The organism is Amycolatopsis sp. NPDC004169 (assembly GCF_040610315.1).
Classification (GTDB): domain Bacteria; phylum Actinomycetota; class Actinomycetes; order Mycobacteriales; family Pseudonocardiaceae; genus Amycolatopsis.
In genome coordinates this window covers 120082-140707 of sequence record NZ_JBEXMD010000004.1, presented here as the reverse complement: position 1 = coordinate 140707, position 20626 = coordinate 120082, and the positions used below count along the sequence as shown (strand labels likewise).

At 75.2% G+C, this 20626-nt stretch carries 3 protein-coding genes; all 3 read left to right on the top strand.

Annotation, left to right across the window (positions count from 1 at the left end; genetic code table 11):
• Positions 1–3 precede the first annotated feature (3 nt).
• From ABZX11_RS07080 to ABZX11_RS07070, 3 genes are read left to right on the top strand one after another with little or no spacing between them, the layout of a single operon-like run.
• Entirely contained in the window at positions 4–5247 is a 5244-nt protein-coding gene (locus tag ABZX11_RS07080) for a type I polyketide synthase (RefSeq protein WP_354910627.1), read from the top strand.
• 37 nt (positions 5248–5284) lie between these two features.
• Positions 5285–10378, top strand: a complete 5094-nt coding sequence (locus tag ABZX11_RS07075; protein ID WP_354910624.1) for an acyltransferase domain-containing protein — start codon at positions 5285–5287, stop codon at positions 10376–10378.
• Between the two features lie 47 nt (positions 10379–10425).
• Positions 10426–20616, top strand: coding sequence for a type I polyketide synthase (locus ABZX11_RS07070; RefSeq protein WP_354910622.1), 10191 nt, complete (start codon positions 10426–10428; stop codon positions 20614–20616).
• Positions 20617–20626: the final 10 nt, after the last annotated feature.

The following is a 20626-nucleotide window of genomic DNA, read 5'->3' as shown; positions in this document are numbered from 1 at the left end:
CGAGTGGTGAGTGCGTCGTATGAAAAGGTCGTCGAGGCGCTGCGGAAGTCCCTCGAAGAGGTCGGCACGCTGAAGAAGCGGGTCGACAGCGCCCGCGAGCCGATCGCGATCGTCGGGATGGCCTGCCGGCTGCCCGGCGGCGTCACCGGGCCGGACGACCTGTGGCGGCTGGTCGCCGAGGGCGGCGACGCCGTGTCGGGGTTCCCCGCCGACCGCGGCTGGGACCTGGAGAACCTGTTCGACCCGGACCCGGACCACGCCGGGACGTCCTACACCGACCGGGGCGGCTTCCTCCACGACGCGGCCCTGTTCGACCCGGCCTTCTTCGGGATCTCGCCGCGCGAGGCCCTGGCCATGGACCCGCAGCAGCGGCTGCTGCTCGAAGCCTCCTGGGAGGCACTGGAAAGCGTCGGCCTCGACCCGACGTCGCTGCAGGGCACCGACGTCGGCGTGTTCACCGGCGCCGGCGGCTCGGGCTACGGCGGCGGCCTGACCGGGCCGGAGATGCAGAGCTTCGCGGGCACCGGGCTGGCGTCGAGCGTGGCCTCGGGCCGGGTGTCCTACGTCTTCGGGTTCGAAGGCCCGGCGGTCACGATCGACACGGCGTGCTCGTCGTCGCTGGTCGCGATGCACCTCGCCGCGCAGGCCCTGCGCCAGGGCGACTGCTCGATGGCGCTGGCCGGCGGCGCGATGGTGATGTCCGGCCCGGACTCCTTCGTCGTGTTCTCCCGGCAGCGCGGGCTGGCCGCGGACGGCCGCTGCAAGGCGTTCGCCTCGGGTGCCGACGGCATGGTGCTGGCCGAGGGCATCAGCGTGCTCGTGCTGGAGCGGCTGTCGGTCGCCCGGCAGCGCGGGCACCAGGTGCTGGCCGTGCTGCGGGGCAGCGCGGTGAACCAGGACGGTGCGTCCAACGGCCTGACGGCCCCGAACGGGCCGTCGCAGCAGCGCGTGATCCGCGCCGCGCTGGCCAACGCCGGACTCCGTCCGTCCGATGTGGACCTCGTCGAAGCCCACGGGACCGGGACGAGCCTGGGCGACCCGATCGAAGCGCAGGCGCTGCTGGCCACCTACGGGCAGGAGCGGGAGACGCCGCTGTGGCTCGGCTCGCTGAAGTCGAACATCGGCCACACGCAGGCGGCCGCGGGGGTGGCCAGCGTGATCAAGGTCGTCCAGGCGCTGCGGCACGGCGTCATGCCGGCGACCCTGCACGTCGACGAGCCCGCCGCGCAGGTGGACTGGTCCGAGGGCGCGGTCGAGCTGCTGACCGAGCGCCGGGACTGGCCGCGCGGCGACCGGCCGCGCCGGGCCGGGGTGTCCTCCTTCGGCGTCAGCGGCACGAACGTGCACCTGATCATCGAGGAAGCCCCCGGGGAGCCCGCCGCTCCGGAGCCGGTGGCCGCGGACGTCGTCCCGCTGGTGGTTTCGGCTCGCAGCAAGGGTTCCCTGGCCGGCCAGGCCGACCGGCTGACCCGGGTGGGCGCGCCACGGGGGCAGCTCGCCGGTGCGCTGGTGTCCGGGCGCGCGGTGCTCGGGGAACGCGCGGTCGTCGTGGCCGGGTCGGACGAGGAAGCCCGCGCGGGGCTGGCCGCGCTGGCCCGCGGCGAGGCCGCGCCCGGCGTGGTGACCGGGACCGCGGGCAAGCCGGGCAAGCTCGTCTGGGTGTTCCCCGGCCAGGGAACGCAGTGGGTGGGCATGGGCCGCGAGCTGCTGGAGACCTCCCCGGTGTTCGCCGAGCGGATCAAGGAGTGCGCGGCCGCGCTGGACCAGTGGACCGACTGGGCGCTGCTCGACGTCCTGCGCGGCGACGGCGACCTGGATCGCGTCGACGTGCTGCAGCCCGCCTGCTTCGCGGTGATGGTCGGGCTGGCCGCCGTCTGGGAGTCCGCCGGGGTACGGCCGGACGCCGTCGTCGGCCACTCGCAGGGCGAGATCGCCGCGGCCTGCGTGTCCGGCGCGCTCACCCTCGACGACGCCGCCAAGGTGGTCGCCCTGCGCAGCCAGGCCATCGCGGCGCGGCTGTCCGGCCGCGGCGGGATGGCGTCGGTCGCGCTGAGCGAAGACGAGGCGAACGCGCGGCTGGCGCTGTGGGACGGCCGGATCGAGGTCGCCGCGGTCAACGGCCCGGCCTCGGTGGTGATCGCCGGGGACGCCCAGGCCCTGGACGAGGCCCTGGAGGTGCTGGCCGGGGACGGCGTCCGCGTCCGGCAGGTCGCGGTGGACTACGCCTCCCACACCCGGCACGTCGAAGACATCCGCGACACGCTCGCCGAAACCCTGGCCGGGATCACCGCCCAGGCCCCGTCCGTGCCGTTCTTCTCGACCGTCACCGGCGAATGGGTGCGTGCCGCCGGCGTCCTGGACGGCGGGTACTGGTACCGGAACCTGCGCAACCAGGTCGGCTTCGGCCCGGCCGCCGCCGCGCTGGTCGAGCAGGGCCACGGCGTGTTCGTCGAAGTCAGCGCGCACCCGGTGCTGGTGCAGCCGCTCAGCGAGCTCACCGATCTGGTCACCGGGACGCTGCGGCGTGAGGACGGCGGCCTGCGCCGGCTCCTGACGTCGATGGCCGAGCTGTTCGTCCGCGGCGTCCGCGTCGACTGGGCCGCGCTGGTGCCGCCCGCGCGGGTCGCCCTCCCCACGTACGCCTTCGACCACCAGCACTTCTGGCTCCGGCCGGCCGAGCAGGCGGACGCCGTCTCGCTCGGCCAGGCCCCGGCCGGGCACCCGCTGCTGGGTGCGGTCGTCGAGGTGCCGCAGTCCGGCGGACTGGTGTTCACCTCGCGGCTGTCGCTGCGGACGCACCCGTGGCTCGCCGACCACACGATCGGCGGGGTGGTCCTGTTCCCCGGCACCGGACTGGTCGAGCTGGCCGTGCGGGCCGGTGACGAAGCCGGCTGCCCGGTCCTCGACGAGCTCGTGACCGAGGCGCCGCTGGTCGTGCCCGCAGAGGGCGGCGTGAACGTCCAGGTCACGGTCAGTGGCCCGGACCAGAACGGCGCGCGCACGGTCGACATCCACTCCCGGCGCGACGACGAGTGGACGCGGCACGCGACCGGCACGGTCTCGGCGACCGCGGTCACCGGCAGGCCGTTCGACTTCACCGCGTGGCCGCCGCCGGACGGGAAACGCGTCGAGATCGGCGACTTCTACCCCGACCTCGCCGAGCGCGGCTACGCGTACGGGCCGCTGTTCCAGGGCGTGCGGGCGGTGTGGCAGCGCGGTGACGAAGTGTTCGCCGAGGTTGCCCTGCCCGAAGACCGGCGGGAGGACGCCGCCCGGTTCGGCCTGCACCCGGCGTTGCTCGACGCGGCCCTGCAGACCGGGACGATCGCCGCGGCCGCGTCCGGGCAGCCCGGGAAGTCGGTCATGCCGTTCTCGTGGAACCGGCTGGTCCTGCACGCCGCGGGCGCCGCGGGCCTGCGGGTCCGGGTCGCGCCCGGCGGACCCGACGCGCTGACCGTCGAGGCCGCCGACGAAACCGGCGCGCCGGTGCTGAGCATGGACTCGCTGATCCTGCGCGAGGTGGCCCTCGACCGGCTGGACACCGCGCGCACCAGCTCGCTGTACCGGGTGGACTGGACCGAACTGCCCACTGTGGACAGTGCGGTGCCGCCGGGCCCGGCCGAGGTGCTGGAAGCCTCCGGCGAGGGTCCGCTGGACCTGACCAGCCGCGTCCTGGAAGCCGTGCAGAAGTTCCTCGCCGAGGCGGAGGAGGACGCCCGGCTGGTCGTGGTGACCCGCGGCGCCGTGCGCGAGGTGACCGACCCGGCCGGGGCCGCGGTGTGGGGCCTGGTCCGGGCCGCCCAGTCGGAGAACCCCGACCGGATCGTGCTGCTCGACACCGACGGCGACGTGCCGCTGGACGCCGTGCTGGCGACCGGCGAGCCCCAGCTCGCCCTGCGCGGCACCACGTTCTCGGTGCCCCGGCTCGCCCGGGTCACCGAGGCGGCCGAAGCGCCCCTGACGTTCCGTCCGGACGGGACGGTCCTCGTCTCCGGCGGCGGGACGCTGGGTGCGCTGGCGGCCCGCGCCCTGGTCACCCGGCACGGCGTCCGGAACCTGGTCCTGGCCGGACGGCGCGGGCGGTCCGCCGAGGGCGTCGAAGACCTCGTCGCCGAGCTGACCGGGCAGGGCGCGTCGGTGTCCGTGGTGGCCTGTGACTTCTCCGACCGCGACCAGGTGGCGGCGCTGCTCGAGGAGCACCCGGTGACCGCGGTCGTGCACACGGCCGGCGTGTTCGACGCCGGTGTCACCGGGGCTTTGACCCGGGAGCGGCTGGCCAAGGTGTTCGCCCCCAAGGTCGACGCGGTGCAGCACCTCGACGAGCTGACCGGAGACCTCGACGCGTTCATCGCCTACTCGTCGGCCTCCTCGATCTTCATGGGCGCGGGCAGCGGCGGGTACGCGGCGGCGAACGCCTTCCTCGACGGCATGATGGCCGCCCGCCGCGCCGCGGGCCGGCCGGGGCTTTCGCTGGCCTGGGGCCCGTGGGAGCAGCTCACCGGCATGGCGGGCACCATCGACGACCTCACCCTGTCCCGGATGAGCCGTCGTGAAGGCCGCGGCGGCGTCCGGGCGCTCGGGTCCGCCGAAGGCATGGAACTCTTCGACGCCGCGCTCGCCGCCGGCGAGGCGCTGCTGGTGCCGATCGAGCTCGACCTGCGCGAGGTGCGGGCCGACGCGGCCGCCGGCGGCACGGTCCCGCACCTGCTGCGCGGCCTGGTCCGCGCGGGACGGCAGGCAGCGCGCGCGGCCTCCGGCGAGAACGGCGGCCTGGCCGCCAGGCTGACCGGGCTCACCGTGGCCGAACAGGAAGCACTGCTGCTCGACCTCGTCCGCGGCCAGGTCGCGGTCGTGCTCGGGCACGCCGACAGCTCCGGCGTCCGCGCGGACGCGGCGTTCAAGGACGCCGGCTTCGACTCGCTGACGTCGGTGGAGCTGCGCAACCGGCTGCGCGAGGCGACCGGCCTGAAACTGCCGGCGACGCTGGTCTTCGACCACCCGAACCCGCTGGCGCTGGCCCGGCACCTGCGGACGGAACTCGCCGTCGAGGAGGCGTCCCCCGCGGACGCGGTGCTGGCCGGGCTCGCCGGGCTGGAGGCCGTCATCGCGGCCGCCTCGGACGGTGACCGGATCGCCGTCCGGCTGCGGGAACTGCTCAAAGCCGCCGAGGCCCGGCCGAGCACCTCCGACGATCTCGACACGGCCAGCGACGAGGAGCTCTTCGCCCTCGTCGACGGGCTCGACTGACAAACCGCACACGTGAGACTTCTGGGAGTTGAGTTCAGTGGCTGACGAGGGACAGCTCCGCGATTACCTCAAGCGGGCCATCGCCGACGCCCGCGACGCCCGCACGCGGCTGCGCGAGGTCGAGGACCAGGCGCGGGAGCCGATCGCCATCGTCGCCATGGCGTGCCGGTACCCCGGCGGCGTGGCCTCGCCCGAGGACCTGTGGCGGCTGGTGGCCGAGGGCACCGACGCGGTCTCCGCGTTCCCCGGCGACCGCGGCTGGGACGTCGACGGGCTTGTCGACCCGGACCCCGATCGCCCGGGCACGACCTACACCGACCAGGGCGGCTTCCTCCACGACGCCGGCCTGTTCGACGCGGGGTTCTTCGGGATCTCGCCGCGCGAAGCCGTCGCCATGGACCCGCAGCAGCGGCTGCTGCTGGAGACGTCCTGGGAAGCCGTCGAACGCACCGGCACCGACCCGCTTTCGCTGAAGGGCAGCGACGTCGGCGTGTTCACCGGCGTCGCGAGCATGGGCTACGGCGCCGGCAGCGGCGTGGTCGCGCCCGAGCTGGAGGGCTTCGTCGGCACCGGCGCGGCACCGTGCATCGCCTCCGGCCGGGTGTCGTACGTCCTCGGCCTGGAGGGCCCGGCGGTCACCGTCGACACCGGGTGCTCGTCGTCGCTGGTGGCGATGCACCTCGCCGCGCAGGCCCTGCGCCGGGGCGAGTGCTCGATGGCACTGGCCGGCGGCGCGATGGTGATGGCCCAGCCCGGCTCCTTCGTCTCGTTCTCGCGGCAGCGCGGGCTCGCCATGGACGGGCGCTGCAAGGCGTTCGCGGACAGCGCCGACGGCATGGGACTGGCCGAGGGCGTCGGCGTCATCGCGCTGGAGCGGCTGTCGGTCGCCCGCGAGCGCGGGCACAAGGTGCTGGCCGTGCTGCGCGGCATCGCGGTCAACCAGGACGGCGCTTCGAACGGGCTCACCGCGCCCAACGGCCCGTCGCAGCAGCGGGTCATCCGCGCCGCGCTGGCCGAAGCCGGGCTGTCACCGTCCGATGTGGACGCCGTGGAAGGCCACGGCACGGGCACGACGCTGGGCGACCCGATCGAGGCGCAGGCGTTGCTGGCCACCTACGGCAAGGACCGCGATCCGGAGCAGCCGCTGTGGCTGGGCTCGGTGAAGTCGAACATCGGGCACACGCAGGCGGCCGCGGGCGTGGCCAGCGTGATCAAGATGGTGCAGGCGCTGCGCCACGGCGTGCTGCCCCCGACGCTGCACGTCGACGAGCCGTCGACCGAGGTCGACTGGTCCGCCGGTGCCGTGGAGCTGCTGACCGGGGCACGGGAGTGGCCGCGGACCGGCCGGCCGCGCCGCGCCGGGGTGTCCTCGTTCGGGATCAGCGGGACCAACGCGCACCTCATCCTGGAAGAAGCACCCGAGGAGGAGCCGGCCGCCGCCGAGCCCGTCACCGGTGTCGTGCCGGTGGTCGTGTCGGCCCGCGGCGCCCTGGCGGGCCAGGCCGGGCGGCTGGCCGCGTTCCTCGGCGAGACGGACGCGTCCCTGCCCGAGGTCGCCGGGGCACTGCTCGCCGGCCGATCGCTGTTCGCGGACCGGGCCGTCGTGGTCGCGGAGACCCGCGAGGAGGCGACGGCCGGGTTGGAAGCGCTGGCCCGCGGGGAAACCCCGGCCGACGTCGTGACCGGCACGGTGGCCGCTTCGGGCGTGCCGGGCAAGGTCGTGTGGGTCTTCCCGGGCCAGGGTTCGCAGTGGGCCGGGATGGGCCGGGAACTCCTCGACGCCTCGCCGGTGTTCGCCGAGCGGATCGCGGAGTGCGCGGCCGCGCTGGAGCCGTGGACCGACTGGTCGCTGGTCGACGTCCTCCGCGGCGAGGGCGACCTGGACCGGGTCGACGTCCTGCAGCCCGCCTGCTTCGCGGTGATGGTCGGCCTGGCCGCGGTGTGGCAGTCCGTGGGCGTCCGGCCCGACGCGGTGGTCGGGCACTCCCAGGGCGAGATCGCCGCGGCCTGCGTGTCGGGTGCGTTGTCGCTGCAGGACGCGGCGAAAGTGGTGGCGTTGCGCAGCCAGGCCATCGCGGCGAAGCTGGCCGGGCGCGGCGGGATGGCGTCGGTCGCGTTGAGCGAGGAAGCCGCCCTCGCACAGCTGACACCGTGGGCGGACCGGGTCGAGGTGGCCGCGGTCAACAGCCCGTCGTCGGTGGTGATCGCGGGGGACGCCGAAGCCCTCGACCAGGCCCTCGAAGCGTTGGCGGCACAGGAAATCCGGGTCCGGCGGGTCGCCGTGGACTACGCCTCGCACACCCGGCACGTCGAGGACATCCAGGAGCCACTGGCCGAAGCGCTGGCCGGGATCGAGGCCCAGGCGCCGTCGCTGCCGTTCTTCTCCACCCTCACCGGCGACTGGATCCGCGACGCGGGTGTCTTCGACGGCGATTACTGGTACCGGAACCTGCGCAGCCAGGTCGGCTTCGGCCCGGCGGTGGCCGAGCTGCTCGGCTCGGGCCACCGGGTGTTCGTCGAGCTCAGCGCGCACCCGGTGCTCGTGCAGGCGATCAGCGACGTGGCCGACGACTCGGTCGTGACCGGCACCCTGCGGCGGGAGGACGGTGGTCTCCGGCGGCTGCTGACGTCGATGGCCGAGCTGTTCGTCCGCGGCGTCGACGTCGACTGGGCGACGCTGGTGCCGCCCGCCCGGGTGGACCTGCCGACGTACGCCTTCGACCACCGGCACTACTGGCTGCAGTACCTCGAGACCGCGACCGGCACCGCGGGCCCGGTCGTGCGGTTGCCGCAGACCGGCGGCCTGGTCAGCACCTCGCGGTGGTCGCTGAAGACGCAGCCGTGGCTGGCCGGCCACACCCTCGACGACGTGGTCGTCGTGCCCGCCGCGGCGCTGGTCGAGCTGGCCATCCGGGCCGGGGACGAGGCCGGGACGCCGGTGCTGGCCGAGCTCGTCATCGAGACACCGCCGGTGCTGCCGGACCGCGGCGCGCTCCGGGTGCAGGTCATGGTGGGCGGGCCGGACGAAACGGGTGTCCGCCCGCTGGAGGTGTACTCCCAGCCCGACGACGCCGACGACGACGAGTGGACCCGGCACGCCACCGGCACGCTCTCGGCGACGCCGCCGCCCGCCACACAGCAGACCGGCGACGAGCTCTTCGCCGAAGTCTCCCTGCCCGACGACGTGGCCGCCGGCGCGTTCGCCATCCACCCGGTGCTCCTGGACGCGGCCCTGACCGGCGACGACGGTCTGACGGCCGTGGAATGGCGCGGGGTGACCCTCCACGCCGAAGGAGCGTCGACGCTGCAGGTCCGGCTGGGGCCCGGCGGCGCCCTGGAGGCGGTCGACGGCGCCGGCAACCTGGTCCTCACGGCGAACGAAGTGGTGCGGCGGCCGGTGTCCGTCGGACCGCCGAGCGGCACGGACGCGCTGTTCCAGGTGAACTGGATCGAGCTGCCCGGGAGCCCGCAGGCCGACGGGGTCGCCGACGTGCTGGAGGTACCCGGCGGCGAATCCCCGCTGACCGCCACTTCCCGGGTCCTGGAAAAGCTCCAGACCTGGCTGACCGAGCCGGAAGCCGAGCGCCTGGTCGTGGTGACCCGCGGCGCGGTCCCCGCCGGGGACACCCCGGTGACCGACCCGGCCGCGGCCGCGGTCTGGGGTCTCGTCCGGTCCGCCCAGGCGGAGAACCCGGACCGGATCGTCCTGCTCGACACCGACGGCGAAATCCCGGTCGGTGCGGTGCTCGCCACCGGTGAGCCCCAGCTCGCCGTGCGCGGCGCCGCCCTCTACGTCCCCCGCCTGGGGCGCGCCGACGCGGCCCCGGCGGACGGTCTACAAGGGACGGTCCTCGTCTCCGGGGCCGGGGTGCTCGGCGAGATCGTCGCGCGGCACCTGGTCTCCCACCACGGCGTGCGGAAACTCGTGCTCGCCAGCCGCCGCGGCCTCGACGCCGACGGTGCGAAGGACCTCGTCACCGACCTCACCGGCGAAGGCGCGGACGTCTCCGTCGTCGCCTGCGACCTGGCCGACCGTGCCCAGGTGGCCGCCCTGCTCGACGAGCACCAGCCGGCGAGCGTCATCCACACCGCGGGCGTCCTCGACGACGGCGTCATCGGGACACTGACCCCGGACCGGCTGGCCAGGGTCTTCGCCCCGAAGGTCGACGCCGTCCGCCACCTGGACGAACTCACCCGCGACCGGGACCTCGACGCGTTCGTCGTGTTCTCCTCCGGCTCCGGCGTCTTCGGCTCGCCGGGCCAGGGCAACTACGCGGCCGCGAACGCCTTCCTGGACGCGGCGATGGCGAGCCGCCGGGCGGCGGGCCTGCCCGGCCGGTCGCTGGCCTGGGGCCTGTGGGAACGGGCCACCGGCATGACCGCGCACCTCGGCGGCACCGACCAGGCCCGGATGAGCCGCGGCGGCGTCCGGCCGATCACCGCCGAGGAAGGCATGGCCCTGTTCGACGCGGCACTGGGCGCGCCGCCCCCGCTGCTCGTCCCGGTCAAGCTGGACCTGCGCGAGGTACGGGCCGGTGGCGCCGTGCCGCACCTGCTGCGCGGCCTGGTCCGCACCGGGCGACGGCAGGCGCAGGGCGCGTCCGCAGTGGACGGCTCGCTGAAGCAGCGGCTGGCCGGGCTGGCCGCGCCCGAGCGGGAGGCGCTGCTGGTCGAGCTGGTCCGGAACCAGGTCGCGGCGGTGCTCGGGCACGCCGGGCCGGACGCGGTCCGCGCCGACACCGCGTTCAAGGACGCCGGGTTCGACTCGCTCACCTCGGTCGACCTGCGCAACCGGCTGCGGGAGAGCACCGGGCTGAAGCTGCCCGCGACGCTCGCCTTCGACTACCCGACCCCGCTGGTCCTCGCTCGCCACCTGCGCGACGAGCTCGGGGACGGCGACGACGCCCTTTCGGTCGTGCACGCCCGGCTCGAAGACGTCGAGGCGCTGCTCGGCGGGCTGGTGCTCGACGACTCCACGAAGACCGGGCTCACCCTCCGGCTGCAGGGCCTGGTGGCCCGCTGCAACGGCGTGGGCGGCCAGGCGGACGAAACCACGCTGGCGGACCGGCTGGACGCCGCGTCCGCCGACGAAGTCCTCGACTTCATCGACGAGGAGCTGGGCCTCACCTGATCCGGACCGAGACCCACGCTCCAGCAAACCCTTGTGAGGACACAGGAATGGCCACGGACGAGAAACTCCTCAAGTACCTCAAGCGCGTCACGGCGGAGCTGCACAGCCTGCGCAAGCAGGGCGCCCGGCACGCCGACGAGCCGCTCGCCGTCGTCGGGATGGCCTGCCGGTTCCCCGGGGGCGTGGCCTCGCCCGAAGACCTGTGGCGGCTGGTGGCCGGCGGCGTCGACGCCCTCTCGGACTTCCCCGGCGACCGCGGCTGGGAGCTGGACGGCCTGTTCGACCCGGACCCGGACAACCCGGGGACGTCCTACACCAGCCAGGGCGGCTTCCTGCGCGGCGCGGGGCTGTTCGACGCGGGCCTGTTCGGCATCTCGCCGCGCGAGGCCCTGGTCATGGACCCGCAGCAGCGGGTGCTGCTGGAGACGTCGTGGGAGGCGCTGGAAGACGCCGGGGTCGACCCGCTTTCGCTGAAGGGCAGCGACGTCGGCGTGTTCTCCGGCGTGTTCACCCAGGGCTACGGCGCCGGGGCGATCACGCCGGACCTCGAAGCCTTCGCGGGCATCGGGGCGGCCTCCAGCGTGGCGTCGGGCCGGGTGTCCTACACCTTCGGGCTCGAAGGCCCGGCGGTCACCATCGACACGGCGTGCTCGTCGTCGCTGGTGGCCATCCACCTCGCCGCACAGGCCCTGCGCGCGGGCGAGTGCTCGATGGCGCTCGCCGGTGGCGCCACGGTGATGCCGACGCCCGGCACCTTCGTCGCGTTCTCCCGCCAGCGGGTGCTGGCCGCCGACGGCCGCTCCAAGGCGTTCTCCTCGACCGCGGACGGCACCGGCTGGGCCGAGGGCGCCGGGGTGCTCGTCCTCGAACGGCTTTCCGTGGCGCAAGAGCGCGGGCACCGCATCCTGGCGGTGATCCGCGGCAGCGCGGTCAACCAGGACGGCGCGTCCAACGGCCTCACCGCCCCGAACGGCCCTTCGCAGCAGCGCGTGATCCGCAAGGCCCTGTCCGGGGCCGGGCTGGTGGCGTCCGATGTGGACGCCGTGGAGGCGCACGGCACGGGCACCGCGCTCGGCGACCCGATCGAAGCGCAGGCGCTGCTGGCGACCTACGGCCAGGGTCGCGAGCGGCCCCTGTACCTCGGCTCGGTCAAGTCGAACTTCGGGCACACGCAGGCGGCCGCCGGGGTCGCGGGCGTGATCAAGATGGTGCAGGCGCTGCGGCACGGCGCCCTGCCGCCGACCCTGCACGTGGCCGAGCCGACGCCGGAGGTCGACTGGTCGGCAGGCGCGGTGGAGCTGCTGACCGAGCCGCGCGCGTGGCCCGCCGTCGACCGGCCGCGCCGGGCCGGTGTCTCCGCGTTCGGGATCAGCGGGACGAACGCGCACCTGATCCTGGAGGAGGCGCCCCCGGCGGAGACCGGCGCCGACGAGCCGGTGGCCGAGGGGCCGGTGCCGCTGATCGTTTCGGCCGGCAGCCCCGCGTCACTGGCGGCTCAGGCCGGCCGGCTCGCCGACGCACTGGAAACCGGCGTGTCGAGGACTCGCGTGGCGAGCGGGTTGCTGTCGAGCCGGGCCCTGCTCGGCGACCGCGCGGTCGTGGTCGCCGGGACCGACGCCGAAGCGGTGGCCGGGCTGCGGGCGGTGGCCCGCGGGGACCGCGCGCCCGGCGTGGTGACCGGATCGGCCCGGCCGGGCAAGGTCGGGTTCGTCTTCCCCGGCCAGGGTTCGCAGCGGCTCGGCATGGGCCGCGAGCTCTACGACCGGTACGCGGTGTTCGCGACGGCGTTCGACGAGGCCTGCGAGCAGCTGGACACCTGCCTGGCCGGTCGCGCCGGCCACCGCGTGCGGGACGTCGTGCTGGGCAAGGTGCCCGCGGAGACCGGGCTGCTGGACCAGACGGTGTTCACCCAGGCCGGGCTGTTCGCGGTGGAGAGCGCGCTGTTCCGCCTCGCGGAGTCCTGGGGTGTCCGGCCGGACGTGGTGATCGGCCACTCGATCGGCGAGATCACCGCCGCGTACTGCGCGGGCGTGTTCTCCCTGCCGGACGCGGCGCGGATCGTCGCCGCGCGGGGCCGGCTGATGCAGGCGCTGCCGCCGGGCGGGGCGATGGCCGCCGTCGCCGCCTCCGAAGCCGAGGTCGCCGGGCTGCTCGGCGAGGGGGTCGAACTCGCCGCCGTCAACGGCCCGTCGGCGGTGGTCCTCTCCGGCGACGAAGACGCGGTCCTCGCGGCCGCCGCCCGGATGCGCGAGCGCGGGCACAAGACCAAGCAGCTCAAGGTGTCGCACGCGTTCCACTCCGCGCGGATGGCGCCGATGCTCGCGGAGTTCGCCGCCGAACTGGCCGGCGTGACCTGGCACGAGCCGGAGATCCCGGTCGTCTCCAACGTGACCGGCAGGCTCGCCGGGCCCGGTGAGCTCACCGAGCCGGGCTACTGGGCCGAGCACGTGCGGCGGCCGGTGCGGTTCGCCGAGGGCATCGCGGCCTCCGGCGCCACCCGCTTCGTGGAACTCGGGCCGGGAGCGGCGCTGACCGGGCTGGTCGAGGAGACGGCCGACGTCCCCTGCGTGGCCGCGCTGCGGGACGACCGGCCCGAAGAGGCGGCGCTGCTCGCCGCGGTCGCCGAGCTGTTCGTCCGCGGCACCACCGTCGACTGGTCCGCGCTGCTGCCGGCCGCGACCGGGTTCGTCGACCTGCCCAAGTACGCCTTCGACCAGCAGAACTACTGGCTCCACCCGGCCGCGCAGGCCACCGACGCGGCCGCGCTCGGGCAGGTCGCGGCCGACCACCCGCTGCTCGGCGCGGTGGTCCGGCTGCCGCAGTCGGACGGCCTGGTCTGCACCTCCCGGCTGTCGCTCAAGTCGCACCCGTGGCTGGCCGACCACGTCATCGGCGGAGTGGTGCTCGTCGCGGGCACCGGCCTCGTCGAGCTGGCGGTCCGGGCCGGGGACGAGGCCGGCTGCCCGGTGCTCGAGGAGCTCGTCATCGAAGCGCCGCTGGTCGTGCCCGACCACGGCGGGGTCCGGGTGCAGGTCGTCGTGGGCGCACCGGGGGAGACCGGCTCGCGCACGGTCGAGGTGTACTCCCTGCGCGAAGACGCCGGCGCGGAGGTGTGGACGCGGCACGCCACCGGCTTCCTCGTTTCGACGACGGCGGCGCCGGAACCGTTCGACTTCACCGCCTGGCCGCCGCCCGGCGGCCGTCGGGTCGACGTCGAGGACTTCTACGACGGGCTCGTCGAGCGCGGGTACGCCTACGGGCCCTCCTTCCGCGGCCTGCGGGCGGTGTGGCGGCGCGGTGACGAGATCTTCGCCGAGGTCGTCCTGTCCGAAGACGAACGCGCGGACGCGGCCCGGTTCGGCATCCACCCCGGGCTGCTGGACGCGGCCCTGCACGCGGGCATGGCCGGTGCCGTCACGACGGAGGAGCCGGGACGGCCGGTGCTGCCGTTCGCCTGGAACGGCCTGGTGCTGCACGCGGCCGGGGCGTCGGCGCTGCGGGTGCGGCTCGCCCCGAGCGGCCCGGACGCCCTGTCGGTCGAGGCCGCGGACGAGGCAGGCGGTCTTGTCGTCACGGCGGATTCGCTGGTCTCGCGGCCGGTGTCGGCCGAGCAGCTGGACGCGGCGGCCCACCGGGACGCGTTGTTCCGCCTGGAGTGGGCCGAATTGTCCGCTGTGGACGGTGAAGTGCCCGCGGACCACGTCGAGGTGCTCGAAGCGTCCGGCGAAGCGGATCCCCTGGAACTCACCGGCCGGGTGCTGGAAGCCGTGCAGAAGTTCCTCGCCGATGCGGCCGAGGAAGCCCGGTTGGTCGTGGTGACCCGGGGCGCGGTGCCCGCCGGTGACGGCGTCGTGCGCGACCCGGCCGGGGCGGCGGTGTGGGGCCTGCTGCGGGCCGCCCAGGCGGAGAACCCGGACCGGGTCGTCCTGCTGGACACCGACGGCGCCGTCCCGCTGGGCGCGGTGCTGGCCTCCGGTGAGCCGCAGGTCGCCGTCCGGGGCACGACCCTGACGGCTCCCCGGCTCGCGCGCGCCGAGGCCGCGGAGGCCCCGGCCGTGACCGGGGGGACGGTCCTGATCTCCGGCGCCGGTTCGCTGGGCGTGCTCACCGCCCGGCACCTGGTGGCCCGGCACGGCGTCCGGCGGCTGGTGCTCGCGAGCCGCCGGGGGCCCGACGCCGAGGGCATGGCCGAGCTGACCGCGGAACTCACCGCCCAGGGTGCCGAGGTCTCCGTGGTCGCGGCCGATCTGGCCGACCGGGACCAGGTCGCGGCGCTGCTGGCCGAGCACCGGCCGACCGCCGTCGTGCACACCGCGGGTGTCTTGGACGACGGCGTCTTCGAGTCGCTGACGCGCGAGCGGCTGGCCAAGGTGTTCGCGCCCAAGGTCGACGCGGTCCGCCACCTCGACGAGCTCACCCGCGAGTCCGACCTCGCCGCCTTCGTCGTGTTCTCGTCCGCGTCCGGGGTCTTCGGCTCCGCGGGACAGGGCAACTACGCCGCCGCCAACGCCTACCTGGACGCCGTGGTCGCCAACCGCCGGGCCGCGGGCCTGCCGGGGACGGCGCTGGCCTGGGGCCTGTGGGAGCAGACCGACGGCATGACCGCGCACCTCGGCGGCGCCGACCAGGCGCGCGCGAGCCGCGGCGGTGTCCTGGCCATTTCGCCCGCCGAGGGCATGGAGCTGTTCGACGCGGCGCCGCCGGGGCTCGTCGTCCCGGTCAAGCTGGACCTGCGCAGGACGCGGGCCGGCGCGACCGTGCCGCACCTGCTGCGCGGCCTGGTCCGCCCGGGCAGGCAGCAGGCCCGCGGGGCGTCCACTGTGGACAAGGGGCTGGCCGGGCGGCTCGCCGGGCTGGCCCCGGCCGAGCAGGAGGCGCTGCTGCTCGACGTCGTCCGCACGCAGGTCGCATCGGTGCTCGGGCACGCCGGGCCGGAGGCCGTCCGCGCGGACAGCGCGTTCAAGGACACCGGCTTCGACTCGCTGACGTCGGTGGAACTGCGCAACCGGCTGCGCGAGGCGAGCGGGCTGAAGCTGCCGGCCACGCTGGTCTTCGACTACCCGACGCCGGTCGCGCTGGCCCGCTACCTGCGCGACGAACTCGGCGACGCGGTGACGGCCACCCCGGCGGCGAAGACGACCGCCGCGGACGCCGGTGAGCCGATCGCCATCGTCGGCATGGCGTGCCGGCTGCCCGGCGGCGTCACCGACCCCGAGGGCCTGTGGCGGCTGGTCCGCGAGGGCCTCGAAGGACTGTCCCCGTTCCCCGAGGACCGGGGCTGGGACCTGGACACGCTGTTCGACGACGACCCCGACAGCTCCGGCACGACCTACACCAGCCAGGGCGGGTTCCTCGAAGGCGCCGGGCTGTTCGACGCCGCCTTCTTCGGGATCTCGCCGCGGGAAGCGCTGGCCATGGACCCCCAGCAGCGGCTGCTGCTGGAGGCGTCCTGGGAAGCCCTCGAAGGGGCCGGCGTCGACCCGGGTTCGCTGAAGGGCGCCGACGTCGGCGTGTTCGCCGGCGTGTCCAACCAGGGCTACGGGATGGGCGCGGACCCGGCCGAGCTGGAGGGCTACGCGAGCACGGCGGGCGCTTCGAGCGTCGTGTCGGGCCGGGTGTCCTACGTCTTCGGGTTCGAAGGCCCGGCGGTCACGATCGACACGGCGTGCTCGTCGTCGCTGGTCGCGATGCACCTGGCCGGGCAGGCCCTGCGGCAGGGCGAGTGCTCGCTGGCCCTGGCCGGCGGTGTCACGGTGATGGGCACGCCCGGCACGTTCGTCGAGTTCGCGAAGCAGCGTGGCCTGGCCGGCGACGGCCGCTGCAAGGCCTACGCCGACGGCGCGGACGGCACGGGCTGGGCCGAGGGCGTCGGCGTCGTCGTGCTGGAGCGGCTGTCCGTGGCCCGCGAACGCGGCCACCGCGTCCTGGCCGTGCTGCGCGGCAGCGCGGTCAACTCCGACGGCGCGTCCAACGGCCTGACCGCCCCCAACGGGCCCTCGCAGCAGCGGGTGATCCGCCGGGCGCTCGACGGTGCCGGCCTCGCACCGTCCGATGTGGACATCGTGGAGGGCCACGGCACCGGCACCGCGCTGGGTGACCCGATCGAGGCACAGGCCCTGCTGGCCACCTACGGCCGGGACCGGGACCCGGAGACGCCGCTGTGGCTCGGCTCGGTCAAGTCGAACTTCGGGCACACGCAGTCGGCCGCCGGGGTCGCCGGCGTGATCAAGATGGTGCAGGCCCTGCGGCACGGCGTCATGCCGCCCACGCTGCACGTCGACCGGCCCACCAGCCAGGTCGACTGGTCCACGGGCGCGGTCTCGCTGCTGACCGAGGCGCGGGAATGGCCGCGGAACGGCCGTCCGCGCCGGGCCGGGGTGTCCTCGTTCGGGATCAGCGGCACCAACGCCCACCTGATCATCGAAGAAGCCCCGGAGCCGCCGCCGATCGCCGACGAGCCGCGGGAAAGCGGGGTCGTGCCGCTGGTCGTGACGGCCCGCAGCACCGGTGCCCTGGCCGGCCAGGCGCGCCGGCTGGCCGCCTTCCTCGAGGACGAGCCCCTCGCCGACGTCGCCGGTGCCCTGCCGGGCCGCGCCCGGTTCGGCGAGCGCGCGGTCGTGGTGGCGGAGTCGGCCGAGGAGGCGCGCGCCGGGCTGGGCGCGCTGGCCCGCGGTGCGGACGCGCCGGGCCTGGTCAGCGGCCGGGTGCCCGCGTCCGGCCTGCCGGGCAAGCTGGTCTGGGTGTTCCCGGGCCAGGGGACGCAGTGGGCGGGCATGGGCCGTGAGCTGCTGGACGCCTCGCCGGTGTTCGCCGAGCGGATCGCCGAATGCGCGGCCGCCCTCGAACCGTGGGTCGACTGGTCCCTGCTCGACGTGCTGCGCGGCGAAGGACCCGGCCTGCTCTACCGGGTGGACGTCCTCCAGCCCGCGAGCTGGGCGATGATGGTCGGCCTGGCCGCGGTGTGGTCGGCGGCCGGGGTGGTCCCGGACGCGGTGCTCGGCCACTCCCAGGGCGAGATCGCCGCCGCGTGCGTCTCCGGGGCGCTGTCGCTCGAAGACGCGGCGAAGGTGGTCGCGCTGCGCAGCCAGGCCATCGCCGCGAAGCTCTCCGGCCGCGGCGGCATGGCTTCCGTTGCACTGAGCGAAGAAGACGCCGTGACGCGCTTGGCGCCGTGGGCCGGCCGGGTCGAGGTGGCCGCGGTCAACAGCCCCACCTCGGTGGTCGTCGCGGGGGACGCCGAGGCACTCGCCGAAGCCCTCGAAACGCTGTCCGGCCAAGGGGTCCGCGTCCGCCAGGTCGCGGTGGACTACGCCTCGCACACCCGGCACGTCGAAGACATCGAGGAGGCACTGGCCGAAGCTCTGGCGGGGATCGACGCCCGGGCGCCGCTGGTGCCGTTCCTGTCCACCCTCACCGGCGAGTGGATCACCGGCGCGGGGACCGTGGACGGCGGCTACTGGTACCGGAACCTGCGCGGCCAGGTGCGGTTCGGCGCGGCCGTGGACACCCTGCTCGACCAGGGCCACGGCGTGTTCGTCGAGGTCAGCGCCCACCCGGTGCTGGTCCAGCCGATCACCGAGCGCACCGACGAGGTCGTGACCGGGACCCTGCGCCGCGACGACGGCGGCCTGCGCCGGCTGCTGACGTCGATGGCCGAGCTGTTCGTGCGCGGGGTCGAGGTGGACTGGACTTCGCTGGTGCCGCCCGCCCGGGCCGACCTGCCGACGTACGCCTTCGACCACGAGCACTACTGGCTGCGCGCCACCGATACCGCGTCCGACGCCGTGTCGCTGGGCCTGGCCGGGGCCGACCACCCCCTCCTCGGCGCGGTCGTCGAGCTGCCGCAGTCGGACGGCCTGGTCTTCACCTCGCGGCTGTCCCTGCGCTCGCACCCCTGGCTGGCCGACCACGCGGTCCGGGACGTCGTGATCGTCCCCGGTACCGGGCTGGTGGAGCTGGCCGTGCGGGCCGGCGACGAAGCCGGCTGCTCGCTGCTCGACGAGCTGGTCATCGAGGCACCGCTGGTGGTGCCCCGCCGCGGCGGCGTCCGCGTCCAGGTCGCGCTCGGCGGTGCCGGCGAGGACGGCTCGCGCACGGTCGACATCCACTCCCTGCGCGAGGACGCGGACGGCTGGGTCCGGCACGCGACCGGCGTGCTGGCCCCGGACGACCGCCCGCGGGGCACCGCCGGGTTCGACTTCGCCGCCTGGCCGCCGCCCGACGCGAAGGCGGTGGACATCACCGGCGCCTACGACGTGCTCGCGGACGTCGGCTACGGCTACGGGCCCACGTTCCAGGCCGTGCGTGCGGTGTGGCGGCGCGGCGAGGAAACCTTCGCCGAGATCGCGCTGCCCGAGGGGACGGACGCCGCTGCGTTCGGCATCCACCCCGCGCTGCTGGACGCGGCCCTGCACTCGACCATGGTCAGCGCCGCGGCGGACACCGAGTCCTACGGCGACGAGGTGCGGCTGCCGTTCGCGTGGAACGGGCTCCGGCTGCACGCGGCCGGCGCCTCGGTGCTGCGGGTGCGCGTGGCCAAGCCCGAGCCGGACAGCCTGTCCCTCGAAGCCGTCGACGAAACCGGTGGCCTGGTCGTGACGCTGGAGTCACTGGTCGGCCGCCCGGTGACGAACGACCAGCTGACGATGGCGGCGGACACCGGGGCGCTGTTCCGGGTGGACTGGACTCGGCTGTCTACGGTGGACACGACGCTGCCGGAGCCGTCCTGGGTCCCGGCGGCGACCGCCGAGCAGGTGGCGACGCTGGCCGACGACGTGCTGACCGGCGCGGCCGAAGCACCGGCGGTGGCCGTCATGGACGCCGCCGGGGACGAGCCGCTGGAGCTCACCGTCCGGGTGCTGGACGTCGTCCAGTGCTGGCTGGCCGGCGGCGGCCTGGAGGGCACGAAGCTGGCGATCGTGACCCGGGGCGCGGTGCCCGCCGGCGACGGCGGGGTGACCGACCCGGCCGGGGCCGCGGTCTGGGGCCTGGTCCGCGCCGCGCAGGCGGAGAACCCGGACCGGATCGTCCTCGTCGACACCGACGGCGAGCTGCCGCTGGGTGCGGTGCTGGCCACCGGCGAGCCGCAGCTCGCGGTGCGGGGCACGGCCCTCCACGTCCCGCGGCTCACCCGCGCGGCGGCGAAGGCCGCGGACGTGGACTTCGGCGAGACGGTGCTGATCACCGGGGGCACCGGGTCCCTCGGCGGCCTCGCCGCCCGGCACCTGGTCGAGCGGCACGGCGTGCGGAAGCTGGTGCTGGCCAGCCGGCGCGGTCTGGACGCCGAAGGGGCGAAGGACCTGGTCACCGACCTCACGGCGCTCGGCGCGGACGTGGCCGTCGCCGCCTGCGACGTCGCGGACCGGGACCAGGTGGCGGCCCTGCTGGCCGAGCACCGGCCGACCGCCGTGGTGCACACGGCCGGGATCGCCGACGCCGGGGTGATCGGGACGGTGACGCCGGACCGGCTGGCCGAGGTGTTCGCCCCCAAGGTCGACGCTGCCCGGCACCTCGACGAGCTGACCCGGAACTCCGATCTCCAGGCGTTCGTCGTCTACTCCTCGGTGTCCGCGGTGTTCATGGGCGCCGGGAGCGGCGGCTACGCGGCGGCCAACGCGTACCTGGACGGGCTGGTGGCCCGGCGGCGCGCGGCCGGCCTGCCGGGCCAGTCGCTGGCGTGGGGCCTGTGGGACCAGACCACCGGCGGCATGGCGGCCGGCACCGACGAAGCCGGCCGGGCCCGGATGACCCGGCGCGGCGGCCTGGTCGCGATGAACCCCGCGGACGGCATGGCCCTCTTCGACGCCGCCGTCGGGTCGGGCGAGGCCCAGCTGGTGCCCGCCCAGCTCGACCTGCGGGGCCTGCGCGCCGAGGCGGCCGGCGGCACCGACGTGCCGCACCTGCTGCGCGGCCTGGTCCGCGCGGGGCGGCAGCAAGCCCGCACTGCGTCCACTGTGGACGAGAACTGGGCCGGCCGGCTGGCCGGGCTCGAACCGGCCGAGCGGGCGGAGGTCCTGCTCGACCTGGTGCGGGCACAGGTGGCCGGGGTGCTCGGCTACCGCGCCGCCCACCAGGTCGACCCGGACCAGGGCCTGTTCGAGATCGGCTTCGACTCGCTCACCGCGATCGAGCTCCGCAACCGGCTGCGGGCCCGCACCGAACGGAAGATCGCGCCGAGTGTCGTCTTCGACCACCCGACGCCGGCCCTGCTCGCCGCGCACCTGAACGAGCTGCTCTGAAAGAAGGTTG

Bases quoted from the DNA above. Each gene is read 5' to 3' on its own strand.
- ABZX11_RS07070 (WP_354910622.1), top strand. From the start codon at position 10,426: ATGGCCACGGACGAGAAACTCCTCAAGTACCTCAAGCGCGTCACGGCG.